Here is a 26,418-nt window from a genome sequence, read left to right as displayed (position 1 = left end):
CACATGGAGCTGTATAGCGTAATGACAAAGTAGAATACACATACTAGGAGTATAACGATGAACTTACAACAGCAGTTAATTCAAATATTGCAAGATCATGAGTCTGATTATGTATCGGGTGAACAACTCAGTCAACATTTGCAGTGTAGCCGTACAGCGATATGGAAGCACATACAAAAGTTAAAACAAGGTGGATATGAAATTGAAGCCGTACATCGTTTAGGCTATCGTCTGCTGTCTTCCCCAGCAACATTAGACGAAGATTGGATTGCAAACAACATAAAAACAACATGGATGGGAAAGCGTCTTCTTTATTATAAGGAAGTGGAATCCACGCAAGACATCGCCAAAAACGTATTACAGCAATCAGAAAAGCAGTCATCAGCAGAAAATGGAACGGTAATTATCGCGGAAACACAAACGAAAGGCCGTGGTAGGATGGGGCGCCACTGGCATTCTCCGCTAGGAAAAGGTTTGTGGTTTAGCATCATATTAAAACCGGACCTGCCGCTGCAACAAGTGCCTCAATTAACATTGCTCGTTTCGGTTGCCCTATGTAGAACGTTGAGGAAATTCGGATTAGATGCAGGAATCAAGTGGCCGAACGATATCCACATTGCTGGCAAAAAAGTGAGTGGGATTTTGCTTGAATCTAGTGCAGATGATCAGCGGGTACATTATACGATAGCGGGAATAGGCATCGCCGTTAATTTGGAAAAAGACGACTACCCAACATCCTTACATCCTATTGCTGTATCGATGAAGATGGCAGCTGAGCAAACTTTTGAGCGTGAAGAAGTGTTATGTACGTTTTTGTGTGAGTTAGAAGCGATTTATAGTATTTACATGGAGCAAGGCTTTGCCCCTATTAAAACACTATGGGAGACGCTCACCATTTCTCTACACAAACCGATTACCATTAACACTCCACAAGAAGTGATTCATGGAACGGCAATCGGAATTGATGATTACGGTGCGATGAAAGTAGAGGTAGAGGATGGAGAGGGCAAGAGGAGCATTCGAACGATTTTCTCTGGTGATGTTAATTTTCAGGCAGATGGAAGTGAATGCAGGTGAGTTAGCCAATCTGCTACTTTCCTCTTTCCTGCAAGCATTACGTTTGCTTCACGCCCAATGCAAAAGCTAAATAATGGGTAAAATATTTTATTTGTTCATTCATCTTTACATCTTCGTTTCCTACTATTGTATAATCTAAGAAAACGCCATCTGTGAAAGCGACAATAGAACGAGCGATCATATCGCTTTGTGCTTCCTGTGAAAATTCACCGCTTTCTTTTCCTTTTTCAATGATGTCGATATACATTTGTATAGCAAGCGTATATCTTTTTTTACCGTAGCTTCTTCTTTCCTCATCGTTTCTACCTGTAATAAAAAATTCTAATATAGTAGAAGAAGCGGGACCTATAGCCATGTTTTCATGCTTTTCGTTTCCGTATAAAGTAGTCAATAATGTATGCCAATAAGACGTATTGTTGGTTTCACTCTGCAAGTGTTTCCTCATTTTTTCCTGATAAGATAATATATCTTCTTCTAACAAAGTTTCGAATACATCTTCCTTACTAGAAAAGTATAAGTACAATCCACCTCGACTAACGTTTGCTTCATCCATAATGTGCTTCATCGTCGTTTTTTCATAGCCATGTTCAGCAAAAACTTTTTCAGCAGCTTGTAAAATATCAGCTCGGCGCTGCTCCTTGTGTGCTTCGCTCACTTTTGGAGACATCGATTTTCCTCCGTTCTATGTTGCCTTTCAGTACGAACCCAATGGTAGATATTGCGATCAGCAATATTGACGTTATTGTAAAAGCAGGGATAATGCCGACGATGACTACCAGCATCCCACCTGCAAGTGGTCCGAGAATGGTAGCAGTGTTCATTATACTAGTAAGGACACCAAATACTCTCCCAGTCATGTGAACGGGAGTTTCCATTTGTACACTTGCTTGAAATGGAATGAATACTAGGGCAGAAGCGAATCCCGCAAGTAAACCGATACTAGGCCCCCAAATGATAGCCGATGCAGTATCCAAATAGGTAAGTAGTGTCAGTATAGCAAATGCGACTCCCATTCCGCAAACTCCCACCATCATGAGAAATATGGTGTTATACGTTGTCTTTTTAGAGAGGATGAACCCTGTGATGAACATACCTACGCCTACAGCAGAGACGATATACCCGAATAATTCAGGTGAAGGATTAGACAGTTCCCTAATGAGTACGATAATCTGAGAATCTATTAATTGCAAAATGAACAGGGAAATGCCTAAATACAGCATGCCAAAAAGTAAGTATGTATTGCGCTTCAAAAAAGACAGTCCTTCGAGAAAGTCTTTCTTAAATGAAATTTTATGTTGTGGATTAAGTTGTTGGTTCTCATTATTGTGGGTGTGTTCTTTTTTCAACATGGAGTAGGTTTTTGGAACAAAGCCGATGAATATTGCGGAAACAATAAACGTCATAGAATCTAATAAAAATACAGTAGTGGCACCGAATGTACTGACCAATAATCCACTTAATAGAGGTCCTAGTATTTTCGTGCTGGAATCAATCATCGAAGTGATAGCCATGGCACTTTTCATCTGTTGGTGGGGTACAAGTTCCTTAAGCTTTCCGTTTTTAGCTGGTATAAATACAGCAGAAAGTGTCCCTATTAAGAAAAGACAAACATAAACGATAGCCATGGAGTCCGCAATAATGAGCAATAAAATAAGACCTGCTCTCCCTACGTCAGATGCTATCATGAGCACTTTTCGGTTTAGCCGATCAGCAAAAGTTCCCGCTAAAGGGCCGAAAGATACCATTGGGAATGCTAAACATAAATAAATGAAGGCAATCTCCATTGGTGCTGCATTCCATTTCAATCCTACCATCGAGATAATCGCAATAAGGCTTAGCCAGTCTCCAATGCTCGATATGAGCTGTGCGGTCATCAAAATAATAAATGGTTTGTTCTTCTGTAAACTGACTTGCGCATCATTGGTGTTCATTTTTACATCTCCTTTTTTATATTTTCAAAAAAGTCATCATTGTCTTTTTTATTATATTGCTCATTATAACGACACTAGTGTCTTTTTTCAACTGTAATTTCAAATGAATTTCAAAACAACATAAAAAAAGCCGAAAAACATGAAGAGATTTACCTCACGTTTATCAACTTTACGTTATATCTTGTTTAAAATGCGTGTATTAGTGCATTTTTTTTGCGTTTACTGCTTTGCCTTTTTTATTAAACAATACTTTTAAATTGTGTACCCTTGATGGCTTTCCTCCTATAGATTGAACATATGCCACCCTTCTGTTGCTATTTCTTATATTGCGAAACCTTTGTGTCGTGATGATAAATCTATGATTTCTAGTTTTTCTCACCGTAGTGTATTGGACATTTCTGCTTGGCGTTAAAACAACTGCTCCATTTCTAACAGTGACATTGGCATTTGTAATTTGACTAATATCATTATCGCAAAAAAGTCCATAACAAACGCAAGAGCTACAACCACTTGTGCCAAAGCAAGGCATTAGTCCAAAACATTGACAATCATTTAAACAATCTACTAATGGTTCTGGGTCATTGAGTGTGACTACTCTTCTAGTGACTTTGCCTTTTCCCTTTCTGATCATCTGAGTTCCTCCTTTTTCATGGTATAATGCTATTTTATGTAAGTAGAACAAGCCATGACTGTACGAAACACAAAGAGCAACTTCATCATTTTGAAAATTAAATGGTAAATAAGACTTTTTTATTAACATTTATCGGTGTATCTTGACATTTGACACGGTGTTGATCTTTTCTCTTTTCTAAATCAAATATGTTTGCTATAATAAATTTTGCAAGGCAGTATCTGTAATAGAACTTCACTTGCAGCTTGATGTTATTACATAGCTTATGTAATGATAGATCAAGCTTCTGCTCTGAGCCGAAGGGACCGAGACAGAAGAGATCGGATCATGATCTTAACGTTTAGGGTGCTTTTACGTCTCAGATTGGACGGAGGGCATTTTTTTATGTCTTCTTATTCGCTTTTTGTTGCACACTATGGTGTAGTGATGTAAGAAACTGCGGTCTAATCCATTTGGAGGTGTATAGGTATGACGTATCGAAAAGTTATTAGTATTGTAGATTTAAAAAAAATGAAGGAAGATAAGAAGCCAATTACGATGGTGACGGCATATGATTATCCATCTGCGTTATGTTGTGAAGAAGCTGGCGTAGACATCGTATTCGTAGGGGATACGGTAGGGATGGTTGTACTAGGGTATGATTCGACGATTCCTGTTACATTGGATGAGATATTGCATCATACGAAAGCGGTTACACGCGGGGCGAAAAACAGTTTTGTCCTTGCAGACATGCCGTTTTTGACTTATCATGGCAGTATCGATGTAACGTTGCAAAACGCAGGGCGTTTAATGCAAGAAGGCGGTGCCAAAGCCGTCAAGATGGAAGGCGGTACAGAAATATGTCATTCCGTCAAAGCTTGTGTGCAAGCAGGAATACCTGTAATGGGGCACATCGGTCTTACGCCGCAAGCTGTTAATCAAATTGGTGGATTTAAAATACAAGGTAGAAGTTTAGAGCAAGCACAGAAATTAATTGATGATGCCAAAGCGCTAGAACAGGCAGGAGCATTTGCAATCGTATTGGAAATGGTACCAGAGGAATTAGCGCAGTTAATATCGGAGCAAGTGACAATTCCTACTATCGGCATCGGAGCAGGAAGAGGCTGCGATGGGCAAGTCCTTGTGTACCATGATTTATTGCAGTATGCTTCTCCACTGAAAGCGAAATTTTTGAAAACTTATGCGAATATCGGGGACACTATTGTTGAAGCGATATCCACGTTCAAAAACGAAGTGCAAAACAGGCAGTTTCCTGCAGAAGACAATGTTTTTCATATGAATGAGGAAGTCATAGAACGGCTCACAGTGTCTGATGAACATGTTGATGATGAATGGAAGGAATGAAAGAACATCGATATTATCCGCAGCATTGCTGATTTTAAATATAAATGGAAACAATGGAAGCAAAACGATGTGACGGTTGGCTTTGTTCCTACAATGGGTTACTTGCATCAAGGTCATACCAGCTTGATGGAAAGAGCAAGACAGGAATGCGATATCGTGGTCATTAGCATTTTTGTTAACCCACTGCAATTTGGACCTAACGAAGATTTTGAACAATACCCTCGTGATGAACAAAGAGATGTGACCATCGCTAGAGAAGCTGGTGTAGATGTCGTATTTATTCCAGATGTGAAAGAAATGTATGGGAGTGGAATGAAGACGAACATCGCTGTCTCTGACATTACTTCAGTGATGTGTGGAGCCAATCGCCCAGGCCATTTTGATGGTGTAGCTACGGTGGTGAATAAATTATTCCATATTGTGAGACCAGATAAAGCTTATTTCGGAATGAAAGACGCACAGCAAGTTGCCGTTGTCACCCAAATGGTGCTTGATTTGAGTATGGACGTGGAGATTGTTCCTTGTGACATCATACGAGAAGAAGATGGACTCGCAATGAGCTCCAGGAACAAATATTTAAAGCCAGAAGAGCGCAAACAAGCGCTTATACTCAGTGATTCTTTAATGAAAGTACACAAATGGATAGAAGAAGGGGTAACGGTAGCGCAGCTGAAGCAGCTGATTACAGCGCACGTAGATGTCGTACCATTGTCTGAAATACAATACGTAGCATTGTACACGTACCCTGGTTTAAAGGAATTACCTGCTAAACAAAAAGTAATGGATATCCAAGAAACCATCATCGTCGCATTAGCCGTTATGTTTGGCACGACGAGGTTAATTGATAATGTAGTCATATATGGAGGTGAACATCGTGTTTAGAACGATGATGAAATCAAAAATTCATAGGGCAACCGTTACAGAAGCAAATTTAAACTATGTAGGCAGTATTACGATTGATGAGAACATTATGGAAGAAGCAAATATTTTAGCAAATGAGAAAGTTCAAGTCGTTAACAATAACAACGGTGCAAGATTAGAAACATATGTCATCACAGGTGAGAGAGGTTCTGGTACCATTTGTTTAAATGGTGCAGCTGCAAGATTAGTACAACCCGGGGACAAAGTCATTATTATTACTTATGCCATGATGGAAGAAACACAAGCACAATCGCATGAACCGACCGTTATTGTGTTGGATGAACATAATCATATCGAGCAAAAGTTGTATAAAGAATTGCAATCCACAACGTTGTAAAACATGATACGCATTGTAGTGAACAGGAAGTAAATTTTAGTAAAATAAAGAAAATTTCAGTAAAATATTAGTAAAATATAAGTGGAGGCAATGATAAAATAATAATGATTTTGTCTTTGCTTATATTTTCCAGTTAAGTCGTCGGTATCGTTATCGACGGTTTTCTTATGTCCTTTTTTGTTTGCCAATTTACGTCATGCCATCGATGCCAAAGCTGGAAAGTAGTTTAAGGATGAATAACTGTCATACGCGTATGAAAAGGGTGTCATCAACAAAAAATGAGTACCATATATCATAATCTAATGAATAAGGTAGGGAACTCATCATGATATCACATCTTTTTTCCGTAATGCATGGGTATTTAGATGATATGTCAGTTAATTATGATCAAGCATCACAAGCAGAGAAAGACTGGATCAAACGACAATATGATTGTATTGCTTCATTAGGCGACTCCATTCATACGCAGTGGCAAGATTTGAATCATAAATTATTGTATATGAAGCAGATGTTAGAATCTAATTCGGCCCAAAATGAAACAAGTGAAGTATTGCAGCCTGAACAGAACCAAACACCACCATCTGATTTACTTTATCAACTAGACAGAGGACAAGGTTATTTTAAGTTGAAAATGTTTCATGAAGCCATCCAGCAACTAGAACCTTACGTCAAGGAACATGGACACTTCATTCCTGCTAAGCTAATGCTCGCCATCAGTTATTTTCAGTCTAAAAAATTAGATGAAGCGTACGAGCAATTTAAGCAAATTACAAAACTAAGTGATGATAAACAAATTACGTCATTTTCATACAATGCGATGGGCTGCGTAGAGGCACATAAGCAAAATTTAGATCAAGCATGTGATTTTTTCAAAACAGCACATCACTTGAATCCAGATATGGAAGAACCGCTTATCAACATTGGTGTTTGCATGAACAATGAGGGAGATACAACAGACATTCAACCGAAGATGAATCCATAAATTAAGACCTCCCTTTTTCGTCCAATGTCTGGTATGCTTATTAATGTGAAACTATGAACAGATTGGATGAAAACAGAGCTATGAATTATGTAGTACTGGACTTTGAAACCACAGGAAATCAACACGGCGATGAAATTATAGAAGTTGGTATGGTGATGGTGGATGGCAACGAAATCACCGGACAATATCATGCTTTAGTAAAACCTACCGTACCTATTCCTGAAATGATTACACAACTTACGGGTATTAAGGATGAAGATGTGGAGGATGCTCCACCTATAGACGAAGTGCTAACAGAGATGCTTCCGCTTTTAGAGGGACGTATTTTTGTTGCACATCATGCCGCTTTTGACTTGCAATTTTTACAAAAATCGCTGGAACAAGAAGGGTATGCGCCTTATGATGGGCTCGTTTTAGATACGATTGATTTATTGAAAATGTTTTACCCTAATTTAGCTTCCTATCAGTTATCGATGGTTTGTGAAGCGTTTGATATAGAACATCATCGTGCACACCGTGCGGATAGTGATGCGATGGTGACGGCTGAAATTTTTATCAAGATGTTGCACAAAATAGATAGTATGCCTTTACTCGTGTTAGAAAGGTGTGCCCAAATTGTACATGAACCACAGCAACAATTGATGGACTTACATCATTATTTACTTGAACATATAAAAGTGAAGCAAAATCATCCACATGAGGAAGGCCATTTTCATTATTATCGACAATTTGCCCTTGCAGTGGATGACTGGTTAGATAAAAATGACGAAGATGAGCTGGATAAGCAAGAAGGGTTAATAGATGAAGACTTCAAGCCGTATTATGAACGTATTGAGTCCAATCTTCAGAACCTTTTCCCTTCATATGAACGTAGAGAAGCACAAGAAACGATGATGGAAAAAGTAAAGGAAAGCTTTGAAGAGGAGCGTCATTTATTAATTGAAGCCGGAACAGGTACAGGAAAATCGCTGGGATATCTTATTCCTGCACTGCACCATGCACTGCAACATGAGGAGAAAGTGATCGTCAGCACCCACACGATCAACTTGCAAGAACAATTGTGGAAAAGGGATGTTCCGCTTTTGCAGCATATTTTTCCTGATCCATTTGAAGCGGCTGTGTTGAAAGGGAGAAGTCATTATTTATGCTTACGTAAATTTGAACATAAAATCAATGCAAGCGATTATGAAAAACGCAAAGACGATGTACTTCATGCAGCTGGTATGGTCGTATGGTTAAGCGAAACGATGAGCGGAGATGAGGAAGAGCTCAATAATAGCAAGCAAAGTGTCTCATTTTGGAGAAGTGTAGCTAGTGATGCTCCCTCTTGTATGAATCGAGCATGCCCGTGGTTTTCCAAATGTTTTTACCATCGTGCACGGGATGCAGCGAATAAATCGGACGTTGTCATTACCAATCATTCTTTATTACTAACAGATAGAAAAACAGATCACCGTCTATTGCCGTCTCATGAGCATATTATTATAGATGAAGCACACCAATTTGAGGAAGTAGCATGCAAACAGCTTGGTATTGAAGTGTCTTACTATCGTTTGTTCAATAACCTTACTTCACTCTATATGGATAGTAGTAAAGGGAAGTTGCCAAAGCTAAGGTCTACGCTTCATGATCATGCAGATGAAAATGTGGCGGAATTAGCACATAAACTAGAGCCTTTGTTTCATAAAATTTTAGAAATCAAAGAACATTGGGAACAACTAACTGAAATGCTTTATGGTACAATAGTAAGCAAAGAAAGCGTAATCAATGACAACAATAGTGTTGTGTTACGCCTTCAACCAAAACACCTTCCTTCCTGTTGGGAGGAGGCGTTAATTGCAGAAGACAATATAAAATTAACGGTGACGACATTAGTAAAAGAACTGGATACCATCATCCAAAACATTAAAGAAAATGATGCAGCTGACGATTTACACGGTATAGTGACCGACTTAAATGGCACGGTGAAAGAACTTACGCAATGCCAACAAGACTTACATTCCTTCTTCCAAATGAAAGACAGTAAGGTCGTCTACTGGATAGAATGTAATGGACATCTCAGGCATAAATCCATACAGCTGATGTGTATCCCCATTGATGTAAGCGATAAGTTAAAACAATATTTCTTTGATGTTAAAAAGAGTGTAGTGATGACTTCGGCAACATTGTCTGTTCATCAAAAGTTCGATTATTTTATAGAACAACTTGGTTTAGAAACGGCACAAGCGGAAGGCCGCCTGACATCTGTTAAGTTAGAGTCTCCTTTTGATTATAGAAACAATGCACTGGTTGTCATTCCACGTGATATTCCAAAACTTAAAGGAGCTCAGGGGAGTGAAGAATTTGTAGAGAGGCTCGTTGCTTCATTAAGCGAAGTAGCAGCAACAACAAAAGGTAAAATGCTTGTTCTGTTTACATCTTATCATATGTTGAAACAAGTTCATCCACTTCTGAAAGCACAACTCAAAGACAAAGGTATACAAGTGTTGGGACAAGGAGTAGATAGTTCGAATAGAAGTAAATTGACACATCAATTTACACAAAATGCAAATGCTGTTTTGTTAGGTACAAGTAGCTTTTGGGAAGGTGTGGATATCCCAGGCGATGCATTAACGTGCTTAGTTATCGTACGATTGCCTTTCCAACCGCCCAATCATCCTGTTGTGGAAGCGAAATCAGAATACTTGAAACAACAGAAGAAAAATCCATTTATGGAATACTCGGTACCACAAGCAGTCATTCGCTTTAAACAAGGATTTGGCAGATTAATCCGTACGGTACATGATCGTGGTGTCGTTATTATTTACGATACGAGAGTGATCGATACGTATTATGGAAAGCAATTCCTTTATTCTCTACCTGGTCCAAAAATAGAGACGATGGCGACATCGTACATGAGTGAGCGCATTAAACAATGGATGGAGGAGCCACCCAAAGATTGATGCATGAGGTAAGGGGGAAAGAAAGGATATGAAAGCTTTGCACATTTCAGAAGCGGTTGTGCGAAGAATGCCAATATATTTGAGATATTTAAATGAAATGAAACAAGCTCAAATTGCAACGGTTTCTTCGCAGGAATTAGGGAAAAGATTAAATTTAAATCCTGCTCAAATTAGAAAAGATCTCGCCTATTTTGGCGAGTTCGGTAAAAAAGGAATCGGATACGATATTTCGTATTTGATCCAAAAAATAAGACAAATATTAAAATTGGATCAAATTATACACGTCGCACTCATTGGAGCGGGTAATCTAGGTCAAGCATTAAGCAATTATAACAAGTACTTAAAAGATAATATGCAAATCACGGCTATTTTTGATAATGCTCCTCAAAAGGTAAACACGAAAATACATCATTTAAGTGTGGAGCCTTTGAACGTATTAAAGCAAAGAGTAAAAGAACTGGACATTCGTGTTGGCATTATTACAGTACCACAGCACGAAGCACAGTCTGTGGCTGATTTACTAGTGGAAGCAGGCATTGAAGCGATATTAAATTTTGCTCCAGCGATTATTCATGTTCCAGATCACGTCCGTATTCATCATGCGGATTTTACTGCTGAGCTATACTCCTTGGCCTATTATTTAGAAGATGAAGAGTAAGGAAATGTGATTATATTTTGTCATTATATTTGAGAGAATATTTTTTAAGAAAAGAAATGAAACAGAATTGAACAGAATTACTGAGGTGAACAATTTGCAAAAGTTTGTCATTAAAAATGGTACATTTGTAACGTGTGATGAGAACATGACCGTCATACATGGTTCTATGCTTGTAGAAGGGGATAGAATACTGGAAATTAGTGATAAGGACATCGAAGTAGATCCACATACGACGGTGGTCAATGGGAAAGGAAAATGCTATCTTCCAGGTCTCGTCAACACACATACGCATGCAGCGATGTCTTTATTAAGAGGATTTGCAGATGATGATCCACTTCAAGTGTGGTTAGAGCAAAAAATGTGGCCCAACGAAGCGAAATTTACTGCACACGATGTGAAATATGGTTCATTATTATCGATAGTAGAAATGTTGAAAAGTGGTACGACCGCTTTTGTAGATATGTATGACCACATGGACGAAGTCGCACAAGCAGTAGAGCAAGCTGGTATGAGAGGCTGTTTGGCAAGAGGCATCATTGCTTTTGGTCCAGACGAAGTAGGAGAAGCAAAATTGCAGGAAGCGGCCCAGTTTGTGAAAAACTGGCATAACAAAGCGGACGGCAGAATTACAACGATGATGTCCCCACACAGCCCGTATACTTGTCCACCTGCATTCATTGAAAAAGTGGTAGCAAAATCACTGGAGTTAAATGTTCCAATACATACGCATATGTCTGAAACATTAAAAGAAGTGCTTCAGAATGAGGAACAGTACGGCAAAAGACCTGTTGCTCACTTACAATCGTTAGGTATGTTTGAGAGACCATGTCTTGTCGCACACGCCGTTCATGTGAATGAAGAAGAGATGGATATATTAGCCCAATATGATGTGAGAGTTTCTCACAATCCAATAAGTAATTTAAAGCTTGCAAGTGGTGTGGCTCCTGTCCCTGCCATGTTATCTAAAGATGTAAAAGTGTCTCTGGGAACCGATAGTTCAGCAAGTAATAATAACCTGAATTTATTTGAAGAAATTCGCCAAGTCGCACTATTACATAAAGGTGTAAGCGGAGATCCAACTGTCATTCCTGCTGAGAAGGCATTAAAATTAGGTACGGTAGATGGAGCTAAATCGATATGGCTCAAAGACGTGGGTGCATTGCAAGCTGGCATGAAGGCAGACTTCATCGCAGTAGATATCGATCAACCTCATTTTTATCCGCGGACGGATATTGTTTCGCATCTTGTATACGCTGCTACGGGTCAAGATGTTCGTGATGTGTGGGTAGATGGTAAGCAAATTGTGAAAAACAGAGAGATGTTAACGTTGGATGAGGAAAAAATAATGTATGAAGTGCAACAATGTTATGAGAGATTGATGAATGATTAAATTAAAAAGAAAAGGGATTGTTTATAGCATCGTTTTAGCGATTGCTATTGTTTTTATCCTTTTATATATGTGGTACAGAAGTATCATGACGGATAGATGGAGCTTGGAAGAGCAGGCTGAAAGATTAGTATTACAAGAAACTGATGTCGTGGAAATTTCAGAAGTGACGATGTTCACAGGTGAGCAAGTCATTGCTGCTGTTTTCGGGAATAATGATCAAGCACAAGAAACGGTCGTGTGGGTAAGTAAAGATGCAGGTATTATACATCAAGCACTGCTAAAAGACAGTATAAATGAACAACAAATGAGAGAACAAGTACTCCAAGCAGATAGTGACAAACAAATCATTCGCGTCGTACCAGGGACATTACGAGAACAATATGTGTGGGAAGTGTATTATAGCAAAGAAGAAGAAGGCAATGAACGTTATTATTATGACTTTTACCTTTTTTCTGATGGAACTTGGCTAGAAACATACAGATTGACCACTGATTTTTAATTAGATGAAGATAAGGCATGTTAGACACTGTTTAATATGGATGAGCAATGAATAAACATCGTATCGATGTATGATGGAGCATGTACTTTTGCTAGATCAAAAGTACATGTTTTTTTTGCGTTGTGTATTTCCACACATTACATGCAAGTAATGGCTCTTTTCTATGATATACTTTTTCATGTTGATATATTTTATGATATATAAATAGATATACTTTGATATATACTCTCATGCTTGATATTGAATCTATGTTGTAATAACGTGAGTAAAAAAACTATGCTACATCATAAATGTAATTTGGATATGTAAATTACAAATATAAATTTCATGATGACTAGATGACTAAATGATATATACATTTAATAGTGGTGTCTAAATAATTTCGTTTTGAAAGGGGTTTTGTTAGCGATGAAATTGAAACCAATTCCTATGTTATGTTCTTTACTTATTGTTGCTGTTGCTTTATTTGGTGGATGGTATATATATAACACACAAATCGTTGAAAAATCACTTCTTCAAAACGTTGCCGCCATCCAGGGTGTGGAAGAAGCAGATGTAAACAGTAATAATCAACATGTTGTCATCTCCATCACACTAGCGGATGACGCTAATTACAGAGAAGTAACAAATGAATTAGAGAAAGCTACAGCGCAATTTGAGGATAACAAAGAAGTTCATATTGAAATAGAAAACACGTCCAATGATCAACTCGATGACTGGTGGACATCTATATTGTTTGACATTGCACAAGCAATGGATAACAAGCAGTTGGCTCAAATTCCAGAAATACTAGAAGTGAACGCAGCTCCAATGGAAACATTAGAATATTGGACAGAATTGGACGAAGAGAACGTTTATATTCGTTTGAATCTAGAAGATGGCGAGAAATTTATCATGCTGCCTAGAGAACCAGAAATGTTAAGGGCGTGGTCTGATGCGTAAAAACAAAATGGAAGTCATCATCGGTTCTGTGATTGCTATACTCTTATTTCTTTTATTTTTAGGGATATCCATCGTACCTGTGCTGATTGTACTAAGTTTAGCTGGGTTCGTACTTTTGCTGGTTATGCAGCGACGTGGCGGAGCTGTATTTCCTATGGCACAAGGGGAGCAGAACAGTCATCATAGTGCTATCCCTAAACTAACTTTTGAAGATATCGGTGGACAAGAACATGCTAAACGTGAGTTGATGGAAGCAATGGATTTCATTAAACATGCCGATGATATTGCACGGTTAGGGATTCGTCCATTGAAAGGTATTCTTTTAACAGGACCTCCTGGTACAGGTAAAACATTAATGGCAAAAGCAGCGGCGCATTACACAGATTCCGTATTTGTTACTGCTTCGGGCAGTGAGTTTGTGGAAATGTATGTCGGAGTTGGTTCCAGTCGTATTCGTGATCTATTTAAAAAAGCGAAGCAGCAAGCGAAGAAACAACAAAAACAAAGTGCCGTTATTTTTATAGATGAGATTGATGTCATTGGTGGGAAACGTGAAGGTGGCCAGCAAAAAGAATACGACCAAACATTAAATCAATTGCTGACAGAAATGGACGGTATTCATGGTAATGAACATCCTCGTATTCTCATTATGGCTGCGACAAATCGTAAATCGATGCTAGATCCTGCATTGTTACGACCTGGGCGATTTGACCGACACATTCAAGTCGACTTGCCAGATAAAAAAGGCCGTATGCACATCTTAAAACTGCATGCAAAAAACAAACCTTTAGCTTCTTCTGTACAGTTGGAAAGTATAGCCGAAGATACGTTTCAATTTTCCGGTGCACAATTAGAAAGTGTATTAAACGAAGCTGCTATTTATGCGTTGCGGGAAAAAGTAAATCAAATTGAACAGGCTCATATTTCACGTGCCATAGATAAAGTGTTAATGGGAGAACAAACCGATCGAGAAGTGACGAGTGGAGAAAAAGAGCGAGTAGGTATTCACGAAATGGGACATGCCATTACAGCCGAATGTGTGCAACCCGGTGCAGTGTCACAAATTGTTCTCAGTCCCAGAGGACAAGCGCTAGGATTTGTACGTCATCGTCCACAAAAAGAAAAGTTTTTGTACACTAAAAGTTATGTAAGCAAACAAATTATGATCGCACTAGGCGGAGCAGCTGCCGAAGAAATCTATTATGGTGAGCGAAGTACAGGCTCTAGCAACGATTTTGAGCAAGCGTTGAACATGGTACAAAATATGATTGCATCAGGTTTGACATCGCTAGGTATCGTTTCGATGGAAACGGTGGCAAAAGAAGTTCTCCATGAGCAGCACAAAGTCATATTAGATGAATTATTCGCTGAAACGAAAGCGCTGTTGGAAAAGCAACGACATGTTTTCGAACGTTGTTTGCCTACTTTAATGAAAGAAGAAGTTATATCTGGTGAAAATTTCAGAAACATGTTAGATCATAGCATGTCTATTGCTTGATTTTCTTGAAAAAATAAAAATGATATATTTGCTTAAAAAATGTCAATGAAAGTTAAAACAATTCACGCATATTCCAGTTGCAATCTGGTGGAATATGCGTATTTGTATGAAACTATGTATACTTTGTTTTTTTTTGAAGGTTAGCATTGAATTGTTTTGCTAAGGGAATTATACTTTATGTTGGGTAAGATGGTGAAAAACAAAACATTGTATCACCTTTTGTTCACATTTGACCATACTGTTACTTCATTTGTGAACAAATTGAAAAATAGAGGAACTGGAGTGTAACGGATGAAAAAGATAGGAGTTATAGGTGGAGGAACGATGGGGCAAGGCGTCGCTGAAATGCTTTCCGTCAAAGGACTGGATGTATTTTTGGTTGAGCGCACCCCAGAACAATTAGATTTATCCTATGAGCAAATTGAGATTAACCTCGATAAACAATTAGAAAAGTGGGCAATCACAGTTGCAGAGAAAAAACTGATATTATCAAGGATACATAAAACATTGGAATATAATCAACTATCCCAGTGTGATATGATTATTGAAACGATAACGGAAGATTTAGAGCTGAAAAAAGAAGTGTTCAATAAATTGGACGACTATTGTCCAAAACACATCATTTTAGCTAGTAACACTTCTACATTGAGTTTGACGGAGTTAGCCAACGAGACAAACCATCCTGAAAGGGTAATTGGTATGCACTTTTTGCACCCAGTATCCAAAGTGGACTTGGTTGAAATTATTCGCGGTCTAAAAACGTCAGAGGAAACGTTCGAGCATACAAAGCATTTTGTTGAAGATATGATTACAAAAAAAGGAATCATGGTATATGAGTCACCTGGATTTGTAACGACTCGTCTTATTTGTGTGTTAATCAATGAAGCGTTGCATACGTTGCAAGAAGGCGTAGCTTCAGCAGAAGAAATTGACGTTGCGATGCGTAATGGATATGACTTTAAGCATGGTCCACTTGAAATGTGTGATCGTTTTGGACTAGATGCTGTTTTAGCAGCAATGGAACGTATGTTTAGAGAATTTGGTGACATTAAGTATAGACCTTCCTTTCTACTGAAAAAGATGGTTAGAGCGGGACATCTTGGTGTGAAGAGCGGAGAAGGATTCTTTAGGTATGACAAGGATGGTGACAGACTATAATGAAGATTTTAGTTATTAATGCAGGTAGTTCTTCTTTAAAATATCAATTGTATGAAATGAATGATGAGTCCGTATTAGCAACAGGAAGAGTGGAGAGAATTGGTTTTGAATCTTCCATTTTATCTCATCAATCAACGGGAAAACAAGAAGTGAAAGAAGTTAGTGAGATTTTAGATCATACCGTTGCGATACGTAAAGTGCTAGATATACTCACACACCCCGAGCATGGCATATTGACATCGATTGAAGAAATTGACGCTGTGGGACATCGCGCTGTACATGGTGGAGAAACGTTTGCAGAGTCTGCACTCGTTACAACAGAAGTGTTAAAAGAGATTAGGGAATTAATTGATTTAGCACCTCTTCACAATCCAGCTTCCTTAATGGGGATTCAAGCGGTATCATCTAATATACCTAACGTACCACAATCGGTTGTATTTGATACAGCATTCCATCAAAGCATGCCGGAAAAAGCGTATTTATATCCGATTCCAAAAATCTTATATCGTAGACACAAAATTCGTCGATACGGTTTCCATGGTACATCGCATTTTTACGTTTCTCATAAGGCAGCGGAATACTTAGAGCAACCTATCGAGGAGCTTAAAATTGTCACTTGCCATATCGGAAATGGAGCTAGTTGTACGGCGATACAAGGCGGGAAATCCATAGATACGAGTATGGGTATGACGCCATTAGAAGGCATGATGATGGGAACGAGAAGCGGAGATATGGACCCTGCTATCGTACCATTTACGATGGCAAAAGAAGATTTGACGATTAATGAAGTGACTTCCATGTTGAATAAACATAGTGGTTTACTTGCAATATCTGGTATTAGCAGTGACATGCGTGAGATTGAAGAGGCAATGGAAGATGGGGATGCTAATGCGAAGTTAGCATTTGATATGTACGAATATCGTATTCGTAAGTATATCGGTTCCTACACTGCTGCAATGAACGGTATTGATGTGCTTATTTTTACTGCAGGAGTAGGAGAAAATGCATCTGGATTGCGTAAAAAGATTTGTGAACAACTTTCCTATTTGGGTATTGAATTAAACGAAGAGGTAAACAATATTCGTTCTTCAGAAATCAGAGAAATTTCTGCGAAAAATTCTAAAGTGAAAGTACTAGTTGTGCCGACAAATGAAGAACTAGTTATCGCTAGAGATACGCATAAGTTGATATTGGCCAATAACTAATTAGCCATATCATTCAACTTATATAGTTAATTTATGGAATAGATTAGGCAAGGGTTGATGTCATGAATAAAAAAACAAGACAAAGTTATGTAAATGGTATGGTACAAGGGTTAACGGATGGAACAGTGTCCGTGCCCTATACTTTGCTGAAAACATATCATGCACTGCAATTAAGCGAAATAGATGTCATGCTCATTATTCATCTGATGGCATATCGTGACAATGAACAGCGTGACTTTCCAAGTTTGGAAGAGCTGCAAGCTAGGATGAGTGTGAAAAGCGATAAGATTACAGACTCCTTGCAAAAGCTAATGGAGCGTAAATTGCTACAAATTGAAACAGAAGTGGATCACCGCAGTGGTATTCAATATGAACGTTATGATTTGAGCTTATTGTATGGTCAAATAGCAGCGTTGTTGGCTTCCCAAGCAGAGTCGGATAGTGTGAACAACACACAAGAAACAAGAAATGATATTTTTACGATGATAGAAAATGAATTTGCCAGACCATTGAGTCCAATGGAACTAGAAACGATTTCTTCTTGGCTCGATGAGGACCGCTATTCGGAAGAATTGATTAGAACGGCTTTGAAAGAGGCGGTGTTTGCTGGCAAATTACATTTCCGTTATATTGATCGTATATTACTAGAGTGGAGTCGCAACCGAGTATACAATGCAGAACAAGCAAAATTGTATACGCAGAAATTCAGAGGATAGTGACACTAGCTGAACGGCATTAGAGTAGACATTACTTTAAGCCTTTTACCTTACCGTTTGTATCGAATAGTATCGTTCTGTTTTCTAGCCGCCTTCTTTTCCCACGTCCACTAACTACTTGAGCAAAAGCTCTTCTTTTATTGGTGTTTTTTATAGCATATATAAAAGTTGTAATTTTAAATATGCCTTTTTTGTTAGCAGAAATGACGGAATATTGAACATGTTTACTCGGCTTATAATTCAGACGTTGCTGCCCATTCTTTTTAGTCGTAACGGTTATATCCGCATTAGATACAGATACAGCTTGAGCACATAAATCAAGTATGGGAAACCAACAAAAACAGCTCCCTGTACAACCACTGGAAGTGCAAGCGCATGGACAACCAAGTGGGGATGAAGTGCCGGGGTTTGACCTGAATACTACCCTTCTTACACGATGATGTCTTATCAAGTCAGTCAACTCCTTTCATTTGGTATGCTTTATGATATGAAAGGGAGTTGTCATTGGTTTGTACACATTGTTCGGAATGTTAAAATAGAAAAAACTATCCTACTTATTTATAGAAGGATAGTTTTTTTGTGATGCTCTATTATTTGTCACCGATTTTAGGTAGAATAGTTTTCGCGATTTGTGAATCGAGAGATTCATAATCGTAATAGTCTATCGTTTCATACAATGCTTGACGTGTTTGCATCTGTTCTAGTGATGCTTTTTGCGTTCCTTTTTCGAAAATCTGTGTAAACACTTGCTCGTATGCTTTTGCAGCCACGCGTAAAGATGTTACAGGGTAAATCACCATCGCGTATCCCATTTGCTCAAATTGTTCTGCTGTATAGTAAGGTGTTTTACCGAATTCGGTCATATTCGCTAGTAACGGTGCGTGTATTTCTTGGCTAGCAATTTCAAATTCTGTTTCCGTACTTAATGCTTCTGGGAATATCGCTTCTGCACCAGCGGCAACGTATTCGTTACTTCGTTCTACCATTTCTTCCATGCCTTCTACGGATTTGGCATCTGTACGTGCAACGACGACAAGGGAAGGGGCAACGGCTTTAATCATTTTTATTTTCTGCACCATTTCTTCTGTAGGAACTAATTTCTTTCCGTTTAAATGACCACATTTTTTAGGAAGTTGTTGATCTTCTAACTGTACTGCAGCAACACCTGCTTCTACCATTTCTTTTGCTGTACGTGCTACATTCAGCACTTCTCCATATCCGGTATCGATATCTACAAGCATGGGAAGATCGGTAGCACGAATGATTTCGCGTGCACGCTCCGCAATTTCGGATGAGGTTACGATGCCAAGATCAGGTAGACCACGACTTGCGGTATAGGCAGCACCGGATAAATATAAGCTGGAAAAGCCTACTTTTTTAGCTACGAGTCCAGCCATCGCATCATGAGCACCGGGAATTTTTAATATGCCATCTTGTTGAATTAATTTTAAAAATTGATTGGAAAGTTCTGCTTGACTGCTTTGTTTGTTTGTTAACCAAGTCATTTGTTCACGCTCCAATTAGTTGACGAATAAGTCCATAAAGTCATTTACGTTTAATTGTTCTAGTGTGTGTTGTTGTGCGCAAGCTGCTTCAATTTGTTCTGTTCTTGCAGCTGACATTTGCGTAGCAAGATTCGCACTGAACTTTTGTTTTAATTTCGGAATACCTTCTTCTCTGCGTAGGCGGTGACCGATAGGGTAATGTTGCTCCACTTTATCGGTACTGCTGCCATCTTTAAATGTAATTTGAATAGCGTTTGCTATGGAACGTTTGTCTGGGTCGAGATAATCTACACTGTATTGTTTATCCTCAACTACGTCCATTTTATTTCGCAATGCATCAATGAGCGGATGTTTCGCCGCTGCATCTTCATAGTGATCTGCGGTCAAATTGCCATGGGCAAGACCAATCGCAACGATGTATTGTAAGCAATGGTCGCGATCAGCAGGGTTATGAAGCGGTCCTGTTTTATCGATAATACGAATCGCTGATTCATGCGTCGTCAATGTAATTTTATCAATGTCATCTAATTTATCTTTTACCTCTTCGTGTAATGCAATCGCACATTCTAAAGCGGTTTGTGCATGGAATTCGGCAGGGTAAGAGATTTTGAATAGTACATTTTCCATGACATAACTATCTAGTTCTCTAGCTAACGTTAATGCTTTTCCTCCAAACAATACGTCTTGGAATCCCCATTTTGGCGCAGAGAGTGCTGTAGCATATCCCATTTCACCGTTTACCGCGATAAGTGCTAATCGTACAGCGCGACTTGTAGCATCTCCAGCAGCCCATGATTTACGAGAACCAGTGTTTGGCGCATGGCGATACGTACGTAAGCTAGAGTTATCAATCCAAGCATTAGAAAGTGCGTTGATGATTTGCTGTTTCGTTCCGCCTAACATCGCTGTAACAACAGCAGTAGAAGCTACTTTTACGAACAGTACATGGTCTAATCCTTCTCGATTTAAGCTATTTTCTAACGCAAGTACACCTTGAATTTCGTGTGCTTTAATCGTAGCTTCTAGCACTTCTTTCATCGTTAACGGTGCTTTTCCTTCTGCTATGTTTTTACGACTAATGTAATCTGCAACTGCAAGTATAGCCCCGAGGTTGTCGGAAGGATGTCCCCACTCCGCAGCGAGCCAAGTATCATTGTAATCTAACCAACGAATAATGCATCCGATATTAAATGCAGCGTGGACTGGATCTAGTACGTATGGGGTACCTGGTACTTTAGCGCCGTTCGGTACGATCGTTCCTGGCACGATCGGCCCTAAATGTTTTGTACATTCAGGATAAGAAAGTGCTAATAATCCACAGCCTAGCGAATCCATTAGTACATAACGAGCGGTTTCAAACGCTATTTCACTATCTATTTTTTTATTTAAAGCATATTCTGCAATATCTATTAGCAACTGATCTGTAGGTTGTTGGTTATTTTGATTTATATATTGACTCATTGTTTAGATGTCATCCTTTCTTTTTACAAGAGATGTTCTATGATTTATTGACGCAAACTACTACTCATTTACTCTCTTACTCACGTTAGTTACTAGTCTACACATTGGAGTAAATAATAGTTGGTTCATTTCATATTGTTTTGTCGTAGTATCTTTTTGTCATGTATGTGGTTATGATAATGTGGTAGGGTGTAGCCCTCTTTTACCTAAGTAGTTTACCCTTGGTCTAAAGATGCGATTGTTGCTATGTTGTTCTAATATATGCGCACTCAGTCCAGCAGCGCGAGATGAGAAGAAAACAGGGGTATAAAGCTCTATTGGTACTCCGAGCAAATAGTAGACAGGAGCTGCATAGTAATCAAGGTTTGGATATAACCCTTTCTCATTGCGCATCATGTCTTCTCCTAGTTCACACATCGTTAATAATTGTTCATTGCCCTTTACTTCTACTAAACGCTTTAACGCTTCTTTCATAAGTAGTGCACGAGGGTCCATTTTTTTCATATATACACGGTGCCCAAAACCCATTATTTTTTCTTTATTCGCTAATTTCGCTCTAATCAGTTTTTCGAAATTTTCAGGCGTTTTTGCTTCTAGCAACATGTACATGACAGCTTCATTCGCTCCGCCATGCAATGTTCCTTTGAGTGAAGCTACAGCGCCTGTCAACGCACCGTAAATATCAGATAATGTAGAAGATATGACGCGTGCAGTGAAAGTAGAGTTAGGCATTTCATGCTCTATGTACGCGGTTAACAACTGATCGAAAATTTCTTCTTCCAAATCAGTAGGAACGTTGCCAGTCATCATATATAAAAAGTTGGCGCTATAAGATAATGATGCATCAGGTTTAATCGGTTCATTTCCATTTACAATATGGTAGCTATCCGCAATAATGGTAGGAATTTTAGCGAGTAAATCATATGCTTTTTGCTTGATTGCTGTTTCACTATGATCTTCTAGCGTTTCATCTTCATGCGCCAAAACAGAGATTCCCGTTCGCAATGCATCCATCATATTGGTTTGTTTTGGTAATGAATTGAAAATATGTGAAACGTAAGATGGGAGGTGATATTTCCCTTGCAGTTCTTTTTGAAGCGCTTTCTTTTCTTCGTTAGAAGGAAGATCTCCATGGATAAGTAAATATGCAACGTCTAAATATTGTTTCTTGTTAGCTAGTTCAATTAAATCATAGCCGCGAATGACTATTTCTTCTGCTTCAACATCTAAAAAAGATACGTTCGTTTCTGCTGCAATGACGCCTTCTAGTCCAGGTGCAAACGTTTTTTGAGTTGTCATTATTTTTTCCCCTCTCAAAATAGAATGGCAAACCAGTAATGAAGCACAAAGGAAGACTGAAACATGAAACCATGACCAATCAGCAGAGAATAGAGTCCACCCGATGGAAACCCCACTTGGTCAAAGTGGGGGCATATGATCATCCTTTAAAAGATGAAATTCAATTTCTCTGATAATTCTATAGTATTATAATAGTAGGATTATAGTCAATAGGGGGGAGAAGGGTTCAAATTTAGGATTTTTATGAAACACTGAATAATGTCCCACTTGTTATGGTGTGGAATTTATTTTATTTACCATGTCTTCCACCTCTTCAGACCGTTCGACGCAACGATCAATCGTAGACACGATAGTATAATCAAACTCTCCCTCATCTAGTTTTTCTATTGCAGCCGCTGTAATTCCTTTTGGTGAAGTCACGTTTTTTCGTAGTGTTGCTGGATCTTCTTTTGTTATATTTACCATTTGTCCTGCACCTATGACAGTTTGAACAATCATGTCCAGTGCATCTTGCCTGTCTAAACCATGATCTAGTGCGCCTTTTAACATGGCTTCCATAAAATAATAAACATACGCTGGTGCACTACCAGCAATGGCAGTCAATATATGCATTTGCTCTTCTTCGATTTCTTTGACGATGCCAATGCCTTCAAACATGGCTTTTACTAATTGACGTTGTTCCGTTGTCACTTCGTCAGACCATGCAATACCTGTGACCCCGAGACCAATCGTACTAGATGTGTTGGGCATCGTTCTAATGAAAGGTATACGATCATGTAAGAGCTGTTGAAAGGAAGCGATACTTAGTCCAGCTACAATAGAGATGATAAGTTGTTTTTGTGATAAGTATGGTTCGATTTCTTCTACAACCTCTTTTACGTTATGCGGTTTCATACCCAATATCACGATATCTGCTTTCGATATACTTTGTTTTTTTTCTTCTTTGGTAGTAGCGATATTTACGTTCAATGTATGTTGTAGCTCTTCTAATCGAGTGGTGTTTTGTCTATTTGTAACGGTGATATGGTCATGCATATCATGATGTTGCAGTATACCCCTGATGATAGCTTCTACTATCGGTCCTGCACCGATAAAGCATATGTTCTGAGAAGATAGTACGTGTTGCATGTGATTTCATCCACCTTTATTTTTATTTAATTTTGGCTGTTGTTCTCTTTGTTTGGAAAGTGGACGTACGTTATGACTCCACTTTACTCACTTCGTTTGTCCCGTTCCATATATGGTATATTTCGAAGAGGTTAGCGCATGTAATCCCATCGGACCTCTTGCATGTAATTTTTGTGTACTAATACCTATTTCCGCACCAAACCCAAATTCAAAACCATCTGTAAATCTCGTAGATGCGTTATGATACACCGCTGCGGCATCGACTTGTTGTAAAAATGTTGCTGCGTGCGCTTGGTTATCGGTCACGATACATTCTGAGTGCATCGTCCCATGCTGATGAATATGGGTGATGGCTTCATCCATATGATTGACAATTTTAATGGAAAGAATATAGTCATTGTATTCTGTGTCCCAATCTGTATCGGTTGCTTCTTTTACTGATGGAAGTAATGTTTTCGTACGGTTGCAACCTCTTAATTCTACGCCTGCTTGCCGATAAGCTTCTAATATGGACAATAAATGCTCTTGTGCAAAATCCTCATGAACAAGCAGTGTTTCCATCGCATTGCATACGGATGGGCGTTGTACTTTAGCGTTCATGACGATGTTTGTCGCCATCTCCACATTCGCTTCTCTATCGATGTAAGTGTGGCAAATGCCTGCACCCGTTTCGATGACGGGAACCGTAGCATGTTGTACGACATGGTTAATGAGTCCTGCGCCACCACGTGGAATGATGACATCGATCAGACCATTTAACTTCAACATGTCTTGCACAGATTGACGATCACTATCGGCAACAAGTTGCACACAAGATGCTGGGACATTGGTTTGTTCTAGAGCGTATTTGACGGTATTTACGAGCTGCTCGTTACTGTAAAGGGCAGCTGATCCACCTCTTAGTATGACGGCATTTCCAGTTTTGATGCCTAACGCAATCGCATCGATGGTGACATTGGGTCTTGCTTCATAAATCATGCCAATGACACCGATGGGAACGCGAACTTTTTTGATGTTTAAGCCATTCTCTGGTTGTAATGTTTCGATTTCGTCCCCGATGGGATCTGGTAGGGAAATAATTTGCTCGATTCCTTCTTGCATTCCTGCTACCCGATTCTCATTTAGTGCTAATCGATCGAGTAGAGAATCACTTAGTCCATTTTCTTTCCCGTGCTGTAAATCTTTTTGATTGGCAGCAAATATTTGTGCTGACTGCTCTCCTAATGCATTTGCAATACATTGAAGTGCTTCGTTTTTTTGTTCTGTCGTTAACCTAATTAGCTTTTGTTTCGCAGAAGCAGCTAATTCCGCTTTACGTTTTACATCTGACATCGTATCCACTCCCCTGTCTAATATAGATAAGTTGAATGAACTTGTTCAATCATCTTATTTAGTTTTAATATGAAGCTTTTTCCACCTTGGAAATGTAAAACTTTATGTTGTACGTTAAGCATTAAGCCTCGATATGATCCGTTAATGTCATCCATTCATCACGATGAATCACTTCGATACGGTGTACTTCTAGTCGTTGTTTTACATCACCAGTAGAAAGTCCCGCAGCGGCTTTGAGTTGCCTACTGGAATAATTGCTGACCCCTTTACCCACAATGTGCTCTGTGGCGTTCATGACTTCAACGACATCACCGGGATGAAATTCGCCTTCAATTGATTGAACTCCAGCTGGTAATAAGCTTTTACCTCGGTGAAGAAGGGCTTCTTCAGCTCCTTGATCAATGTAAATGCGGCCACATACTTTAGAGTGAAAACCAATCCATTGCTTTTTCATTGGTAAGTTATGTGATGCTGCGTCAAAGGCAGTGCCAGCAATCTCCCCGTTTACTGCTTTTAGTAAGGCATTTTCCTGTGTTATTTTACCGATAAATACGGGCACTCCCCCACGCGTAGCGATGCGTGCAGCTTCAATTTTAGAGCGCATACCGCCAGTGCCGACTTTACTGGAGCTATCCCCTGCTAATTGCATGAGTTGTGCGTCAATGCTTTTTACGACTTCAATTCGTTCTGCTTTTTCATCTTTGAAAGGATCGGCAGTGTACAACCCATCTGTGTCCGTAAAAATAAGTAGTTTGTCGGCTTTAATCATATTGGCAACGAGTGCGGATAACGTATCGTTATCTCCAAATTTAATTTCATCTACAGCAACGGTGTCATTTTCATTAATAATAGGAATATAGTTACGCCTGATTAATTCTTCGATCGTAGATAGTGCATTACGAATGTGATGACGCTCAGAAAAGTCCGATCTAGTGAGTAAGATTTGTGCCGCCCCTATGCCATAAGGTGCTAATTGTTGCTGATAGGCTTGCATGAGCAATGCTTGGCCTACGGCTGCAGCCGCTTGTTTTTCGTGTAATAATGATGGTTTTTGACTGTAACCAATCGCTTTAAAGCCAGCGGCAATGGCTCCAGATGTAACAAAGATGACTTGTATTCCCTCTTTGACCAGAGAAGCTAGTTCTTTTGCGTAGTACTTAATTTTGACATGATCTAGACCGCCTTCTCTTGAAGTGAGTGAACTACTGCCTATTTTTACGACGACTTTTTTCATGTGATGATGTCCTTTCTTGTTTTTCACCTGAGAAATTGGAATACTGCAGACAAAAAGACATTTCCATCCTATGTTAAGGACGAAAATGTCTTCCGCGGTACCACCTTAGTTGTTGACTCTATGTGAAGTGAAGTCAACCAACTTTTCCTTGATAACAGCAAGGGGACTGTTCAATTTATCATTGACCATTCGGGGATAGGTTTCAAAAGCGCTATAGTGTGGACTCTT

At 39.0% G+C, this 26,418-nt stretch carries 24 protein-coding genes and 1 other annotated feature (1 of these 25 cut by a window edge); of the genes, 14 read left to right on the top strand and 10 right to left on the bottom strand.

The window, feature by feature from the left end; translation table 11 throughout:
• Positions 1-57 precede the first annotated feature (57 nt).
• Positions 58-1,077 (top strand): biotin--[acetyl-CoA-carboxylase] ligase, encoded by a 1,020-nt coding sequence (locus tag D1Z92_RS04165; protein ID WP_128894410.1) that lies wholly within the window; start codon positions 58-60, stop codon positions 1,075-1,077.
• A 37-nt stretch (positions 1,078-1,114) separates the two neighbouring features.
• On the opposite strand, the gene D1Z92_RS04160 is transcribed toward D1Z92_RS04165, so the two are convergent.
• The 3 genes from D1Z92_RS04160 to D1Z92_RS04150 all read right to left on the bottom strand — a co-directional run bounded on the left by D1Z92_RS04160 (position 1,115) and on the right by D1Z92_RS04150 (position 3,639).
• Positions 1,115-1,744, bottom strand: a complete 630-nt coding sequence (locus D1Z92_RS04160) for a TetR/AcrR family transcriptional regulator (RefSeq protein WP_128894409.1) — start codon at positions 1,742-1,744, stop codon at positions 1,115-1,117.
• Entirely contained in the window at positions 1,698-3,008 is a 1,311-nt protein-coding gene (locus D1Z92_RS04155) for an MFS transporter (RefSeq protein ID WP_128894408.1), read from the bottom strand. The genes D1Z92_RS04160 and D1Z92_RS04155 overlap by 47 nt, the downstream gene beginning before the upstream one ends.
• A gap of 199 nt (positions 3,009-3,207) precedes the next feature.
• Positions 3,208-3,639 carry a hypothetical protein gene (locus D1Z92_RS04150; RefSeq protein ID WP_128894407.1) on the bottom strand — a complete coding sequence of 144 codons (432 nt, stop codon included), beginning with the start codon at positions 3,637-3,639 and terminating at the stop codon, positions 3,208-3,210.
• A 468-nt stretch (positions 3,640-4,107) separates the two neighbouring features.
• Between D1Z92_RS04150 and panB the strand changes: the two genes are divergently transcribed.
• The 13 genes from panB to D1Z92_RS04085 all read left to right on the top strand — a co-directional run bounded on the left by panB (position 4,108) and on the right by D1Z92_RS04085 (position 18,231).
• A complete protein-coding gene (panB, locus tag D1Z92_RS04145; RefSeq protein ID WP_128894406.1) occupies positions 4,108-4,983 on the top strand; it encodes a 3-methyl-2-oxobutanoate hydroxymethyltransferase in 876 nt (291 codons plus the stop codon).
• Positions 4,984-4,989: 6 nt separating this feature from the next.
• Positions 4,990-5,865, top strand: a complete 876-nt coding sequence (gene panC, locus D1Z92_RS04140) for a pantoate--beta-alanine ligase (protein ID WP_128894405.1) — start codon at positions 4,990-4,992, stop codon at positions 5,863-5,865.
• A complete protein-coding gene (gene panD / locus D1Z92_RS04135; protein WP_128894404.1) occupies positions 5,858-6,241 on the top strand; it encodes an aspartate 1-decarboxylase in 384 nt (127 codons plus the stop codon). The genes panC and panD overlap by 8 nt, the downstream gene beginning before the upstream one ends.
• A 370-nt stretch (positions 6,242-6,611) precedes the next feature.
• On the top strand, positions 6,612-7,223 hold the full coding sequence (locus D1Z92_RS04130) for a tetratricopeptide repeat protein (RefSeq protein WP_128894403.1): 612 nt from the start codon (positions 6,612-6,614) through the stop codon (positions 7,221-7,223).
• Between the two features lie 80 nt (positions 7,224-7,303).
• Complete coding sequence (dinG, locus tag D1Z92_RS04125; protein ID WP_128894402.1) at positions 7,304-10,165, top strand: ATP-dependent DNA helicase DinG; 2,862 nt, start codon at positions 7,304-7,306, stop codon at positions 10,163-10,165.
• Positions 10,166-10,193: 28 nt separating this feature from the next.
• Positions 10,194-10,823: a redox-sensing transcriptional repressor Rex gene (locus D1Z92_RS04120; RefSeq protein ID WP_128894401.1), complete on the top strand. Its 630-nt coding sequence runs from the start codon at positions 10,194-10,196 to the stop codon at positions 10,821-10,823.
• Positions 10,824-10,917: 94 nt separating this feature from the next.
• Entirely contained in the window at positions 10,918-12,213 is a 1,296-nt protein-coding gene (locus tag D1Z92_RS04115) for an amidohydrolase (RefSeq protein WP_128894400.1), read from the top strand.
• On the top strand, positions 12,206-12,712 hold the full coding sequence (locus tag D1Z92_RS04110; protein ID WP_128894399.1) for a cell wall elongation regulator TseB-like domain-containing protein: 507 nt from the start codon (positions 12,206-12,208) through the stop codon (positions 12,710-12,712). Before D1Z92_RS04115 ends, D1Z92_RS04110 begins: the two co-directional genes overlap by 8 nt.
• Positions 12,713-13,120: 408 nt before the next feature.
• Complete coding sequence (locus D1Z92_RS04105; protein ID WP_128894398.1) at positions 13,121-13,654, top strand: hypothetical protein; 534 nt, start codon at positions 13,121-13,123, stop codon at positions 13,652-13,654.
• Positions 13,647-15,152: an AAA family ATPase gene (locus D1Z92_RS04100; protein WP_128894397.1), complete on the top strand. Its 1,506-nt coding sequence runs from the start codon at positions 13,647-13,649 to the stop codon at positions 15,150-15,152. Before D1Z92_RS04105 ends, D1Z92_RS04100 begins: the two co-directional genes overlap by 8 nt.
• Positions 15,153-15,443: 291 nt before the next feature.
• Positions 15,444-16,310, top strand: a complete 867-nt coding sequence (locus tag D1Z92_RS04095) for a 3-hydroxyacyl-CoA dehydrogenase family protein (protein ID WP_128894396.1) — start codon at positions 15,444-15,446, stop codon at positions 16,308-16,310.
• On the top strand, positions 16,310-17,515 hold the full coding sequence (locus D1Z92_RS04090) for an acetate/propionate family kinase (RefSeq protein WP_128894395.1): 1,206 nt from the start codon (positions 16,310-16,312) through the stop codon (positions 17,513-17,515). The genes D1Z92_RS04095 and D1Z92_RS04090 overlap by 1 nt, the downstream gene beginning before the upstream one ends.
• A 62-nt stretch (positions 17,516-17,577) precedes the next feature.
• A complete protein-coding gene (locus D1Z92_RS04085; protein WP_128894394.1) occupies positions 17,578-18,231 on the top strand; it encodes a DnaD domain protein in 654 nt (217 codons plus the stop codon).
• Between the two features lie 31 nt (positions 18,232-18,262).
• Here the strand turns inward: D1Z92_RS04085 and D1Z92_RS04080 are convergent, their stop codons facing one another.
• The 7 genes from D1Z92_RS04080 to proB form a co-directional block, all read right to left on the bottom strand.
• Positions 18,263-18,682, bottom strand: a complete 420-nt coding sequence (locus D1Z92_RS04080) for a hypothetical protein (RefSeq protein WP_128894393.1) — start codon at positions 18,680-18,682, stop codon at positions 18,263-18,265.
• Positions 18,683-18,821: 139 nt separating this feature from the next.
• Entirely contained in the window at positions 18,822-19,736 is a 915-nt protein-coding gene (prpB, locus tag D1Z92_RS04075) for a methylisocitrate lyase (protein ID WP_128894392.1), read from the bottom strand.
• A 15-nt stretch (positions 19,737-19,751) separates the two neighbouring features.
• Positions 19,752-21,197 carry a bifunctional 2-methylcitrate dehydratase/aconitate hydratase gene (locus tag D1Z92_RS04070; protein ID WP_128894391.1) on the bottom strand — a complete coding sequence of 482 codons (1,446 nt, stop codon included), beginning with the start codon at positions 21,195-21,197 and terminating at the stop codon, positions 19,752-19,754.
• Between the two features lie 171 nt (positions 21,198-21,368).
• On the bottom strand, positions 21,369-22,496 hold the full coding sequence (mmgD, locus tag D1Z92_RS04065) for a citrate synthase (RefSeq protein WP_128894390.1): 1,128 nt from the start codon (positions 22,494-22,496) through the stop codon (positions 21,369-21,371).
• A 270-nt stretch (positions 22,497-22,766) separates the two neighbouring features.
• Complete coding sequence (proC, locus tag D1Z92_RS04060) at positions 22,767-23,624, bottom strand: pyrroline-5-carboxylate reductase (RefSeq protein WP_128894389.1); 858 nt, start codon at positions 23,622-23,624, stop codon at positions 22,767-22,769.
• An 87-nt stretch (positions 23,625-23,711) separates the two neighbouring features.
• On the bottom strand, positions 23,712-24,956 hold the full coding sequence (locus D1Z92_RS04055) for a glutamate-5-semialdehyde dehydrogenase (RefSeq protein ID WP_128894388.1): 1,245 nt from the start codon (positions 24,954-24,956) through the stop codon (positions 23,712-23,714).
• Between the two features lie 121 nt (positions 24,957-25,077).
• The gene (gene proB / locus D1Z92_RS04050) at positions 25,078-26,190 is read right to left on the bottom strand and encodes a glutamate 5-kinase (RefSeq protein WP_128894387.1); all 1,113 of its coding nucleotides are present in this window, start codon (positions 26,188-26,190) and stop codon (positions 25,078-25,080) included.
• A gap of 72 nt (positions 26,191-26,262) precedes the next feature.
• Positions 26,263-26,418 (bottom strand) — a binding site (T-box leader); it runs 63 nt beyond the window's last position.

This window comes from Longirhabdus pacifica (assembly GCF_004115085.1).
Taxonomy (GTDB): Bacteria; Bacillota; Bacilli; order Paenibacillales; family DSM-105158; genus Longirhabdus; species Longirhabdus pacifica.
The sequence above is the reverse complement of the archived record's forward strand: the minus strand, read 5'-3'. Positions and strand labels throughout refer to the sequence as shown.

What these genes read in the sequence shown, in the direction of transcription:
- D1Z92_RS04165 (WP_128894410.1), top strand. Translation starts at nt 58, where the DNA reads ATGAACTTACAACAGCAGTTAATTCAAATATTGCAAGATCATGAGTCT.
- D1Z92_RS04160 (WP_128894409.1), bottom strand. Translation starts at nt 1,744, where the DNA reads ATGTCTCCAAAAGTGAGCGAAGCACACAAGGAGCAGCGCCGAGCTGAT.
- D1Z92_RS04155 (WP_128894408.1), bottom strand. Translation starts at nt 3,008, where the DNA reads ATGAACACCAATGATGCGCAAGTCAGTTTACAGAAGAACAAACCATTT.
- D1Z92_RS04150 (WP_128894407.1), bottom strand. Translation starts at nt 3,639, where the DNA reads ATGATCAGAAAGGGAAAAGGCAAAGTCACTAGAAGAGTAGTCACACTC.
- panB (WP_128894406.1), top strand. Translation starts at nt 4,108, where the DNA reads ATGACGTATCGAAAAGTTATTAGTATTGTAGATTTAAAAAAAATGAAG.
- D1Z92_RS04130 (WP_128894403.1), top strand. Translation starts at nt 6,612, where the DNA reads ATGTCAGTTAATTATGATCAAGCATCACAAGCAGAGAAAGACTGGATC.
- dinG (WP_128894402.1), top strand. Translation starts at nt 7,304, where the DNA reads ATGAATTATGTAGTACTGGACTTTGAAACCACAGGAAATCAACACGGC.
- D1Z92_RS04120 (WP_128894401.1), top strand. Translation starts at nt 10,194, where the DNA reads ATGAAAGCTTTGCACATTTCAGAAGCGGTTGTGCGAAGAATGCCAATA.
- D1Z92_RS04110 (WP_128894399.1), top strand. Translation starts at nt 12,206, where the DNA reads ATGATTAAATTAAAAAGAAAAGGGATTGTTTATAGCATCGTTTTAGCG.
- D1Z92_RS04105 (WP_128894398.1), top strand. Translation starts at nt 13,121, where the DNA reads ATGAAATTGAAACCAATTCCTATGTTATGTTCTTTACTTATTGTTGCT.
- D1Z92_RS04100 (WP_128894397.1), top strand. Translation starts at nt 13,647, where the DNA reads ATGCGTAAAAACAAAATGGAAGTCATCATCGGTTCTGTGATTGCTATA.
- D1Z92_RS04095 (WP_128894396.1), top strand. Translation starts at nt 15,444, where the DNA reads ATGAAAAAGATAGGAGTTATAGGTGGAGGAACGATGGGGCAAGGCGTC.
- D1Z92_RS04090 (WP_128894395.1), top strand. Translation starts at nt 16,310, where the DNA reads ATGAAGATTTTAGTTATTAATGCAGGTAGTTCTTCTTTAAAATATCAA.
- D1Z92_RS04085 (WP_128894394.1), top strand. Translation starts at nt 17,578, where the DNA reads ATGAATAAAAAAACAAGACAAAGTTATGTAAATGGTATGGTACAAGGG.
- prpB (WP_128894392.1), bottom strand. Translation starts at nt 19,736, where the DNA reads ATGACTTGGTTAACAAACAAACAAAGCAGTCAAGCAGAACTTTCCAAT.
- D1Z92_RS04070 (WP_128894391.1), bottom strand. Translation starts at nt 21,197, where the DNA reads ATGAGTCAATATATAAATCAAAATAACCAACAACCTACAGATCAGTTG.
- mmgD (WP_128894390.1), bottom strand. Translation starts at nt 22,496, where the DNA reads ATGACAACTCAAAAAACGTTTGCACCTGGACTAGAAGGCGTCATTGCA.
- proC (WP_128894389.1), bottom strand. Translation starts at nt 23,624, where the DNA reads ATGCAACACGTACTATCTTCTCAGAACATATGCTTTATCGGTGCAGGA.
- D1Z92_RS04055 (WP_128894388.1), bottom strand. Translation starts at nt 24,956, where the DNA reads ATGTCAGATGTAAAACGTAAAGCGGAATTAGCTGCTTCTGCGAAACAA.
- proB (WP_128894387.1), bottom strand. Translation starts at nt 26,190, where the DNA reads ATGAAAAAAGTCGTCGTAAAAATAGGCAGTAGTTCACTCACTTCAAGA.